Origin of the sequence: Parabacteroides sp. AF39-10AC (genome assembly GCF_003635405.1) — a bacterium.
Lineage (GTDB): Bacteria > Bacteroidota > Bacteroidia > Bacteroidales > Tannerellaceae > Parabacteroides > Parabacteroides distasonis.
This window is the reverse complement of sequence record NZ_QTLP01000076.1, coordinates 1-1,417: the sequence shown is the minus strand read 5'-3', so window position 1 is coordinate 1,417 and position 1,417 is coordinate 1. Positions and strand designations below refer to the sequence as shown.

Below are 1,417 nucleotides of genomic sequence, written 5' to 3'. Positions count from 1 at the left end.
GGCTCACCCGATAAACCTGGGGGATTAAGCATACAGCTTTGTAAGTCTGAAAAGAAAGAATTTTATATCCGTTACTCCTCTTAAAGCAGCTCTAAACGCCTTAATTTTAGCATTAAAAGACTCTGCAAATGCATTAGTTGCCCTGTTTACAAAGAAGTTCAAGACTTCATCATAGTGCTCGTAAAGTGTGGCGGCAATAACATTGAAACTCTTAAAGCCAGAGTCGTCCACTTTGTTGTACCATCGTGCAAGCGAGAGTCTTGCTGCATCTTTGACGGTATTCTTGGAAAATATCATTCTTAGGGAATGTGTAAGCGAATAGGCTTCTTTAAGATCAGGATACGTTTCAAAGAGCACCTCAGCTCTTTGTCTCTGACTTTCCGTCCATTTGTCGGCAGATTTAAAAAGCAGATATCTGCTGCGAGCCAACAACTGCTTGTGGGTATCACCATTTGCAAGCACAATTGGAGTGTATGCTTCGCCCAGGCATTTGGCTTCTTCCCTGGCATCCGTGTCTGCTTGAATGGCATCCCATCTATGCGCGATGCGCATCTCCTGCAAGGCATCACATGCAAGTTTCTGTATATGAAAGCGGTCTATGGTACGCATTGCATTCGGGAAACAGCGTCTGGCTATAAGTCGCATGGAATTCGACATATCCATTGTTATCTCCTTAACCAACAGTCTCTTGTCCTCGTCAATGCGCATAAGTGCTTCCGTGACAGCATCTGCCGCCACACCCTTTACAATAGCAATGATGGTACCTTTACCTCCACGTGAAGATCTGTTGCTTACTATAGTGTACAGCTCACCGTTGCTTGGAGCCGTTTCGTCAATGCAGATGCTTTCACCAATGTTCTCTGGAAAGACAAGCCAGTCTTCTGCATGTGAGAGTTCTGACCATTCACGATAGCCGCTGAGCACTTCCTTGTATTGCTTTTCAAACGTATCCCCGTTTATGTGATAATAGCGGTCAAGCGAACGGGAGGTCGTAGGAATCGTCTCCATACACTCCTTTTAAAAAAGCCGCAAACTCCTTGGAGTAGCGGGTTTCTTCAGCCTTCAGGTCGTAAGAGTCGGAGAAGTATCGGTTATTCTGCTTGTCATACCATTTGCGTCTTCTGACAATTAGGTCAACACCTTTATCGCGGATTGGAAAGTCACGTATAGTTACGGCTTCACAGAACCCTTTGGATTCAATCTCTGGGTTCTCTTTATATTCAGCCTTAACCGATTCATCAAGATAGATGCGGATAAGGGATGCCTCTTCTTCTACACGTACTACTTCAAAATTTGAAAGTATCTCTGATGGCAGAATCAACTGTGCCAATGCTAATAGTCCTTGATTGTTCATGGTACAAAGGTGCAAATTTTCTATAGAATTAAAGAATTTTCCCCCTGATTTATCGGGTGAGCC

At 44.0% G+C, this 1,417-nt stretch carries 2 protein-coding genes; both read right to left on the bottom strand.

Annotated features, from left to right (window positions below; genetic code table 11):
* Positions 1-24 precede the first annotated feature (24 nt).
* Positions 25-1,008 carry a transposase gene (locus DW033_RS24225; RefSeq protein ID WP_016270043.1) on the bottom strand — a complete coding sequence of 328 codons (984 nt, stop codon included), beginning with the start codon at positions 1,006-1,008 and terminating at the stop codon, positions 25-27.
* On the bottom strand, positions 974-1,417 hold a 444-nt coding region (locus tag DW033_RS24220), incomplete at its 5' end, for a hypothetical protein (protein WP_226892979.1). The genes DW033_RS24225 and DW033_RS24220, both read right to left, overlap by 35 nt.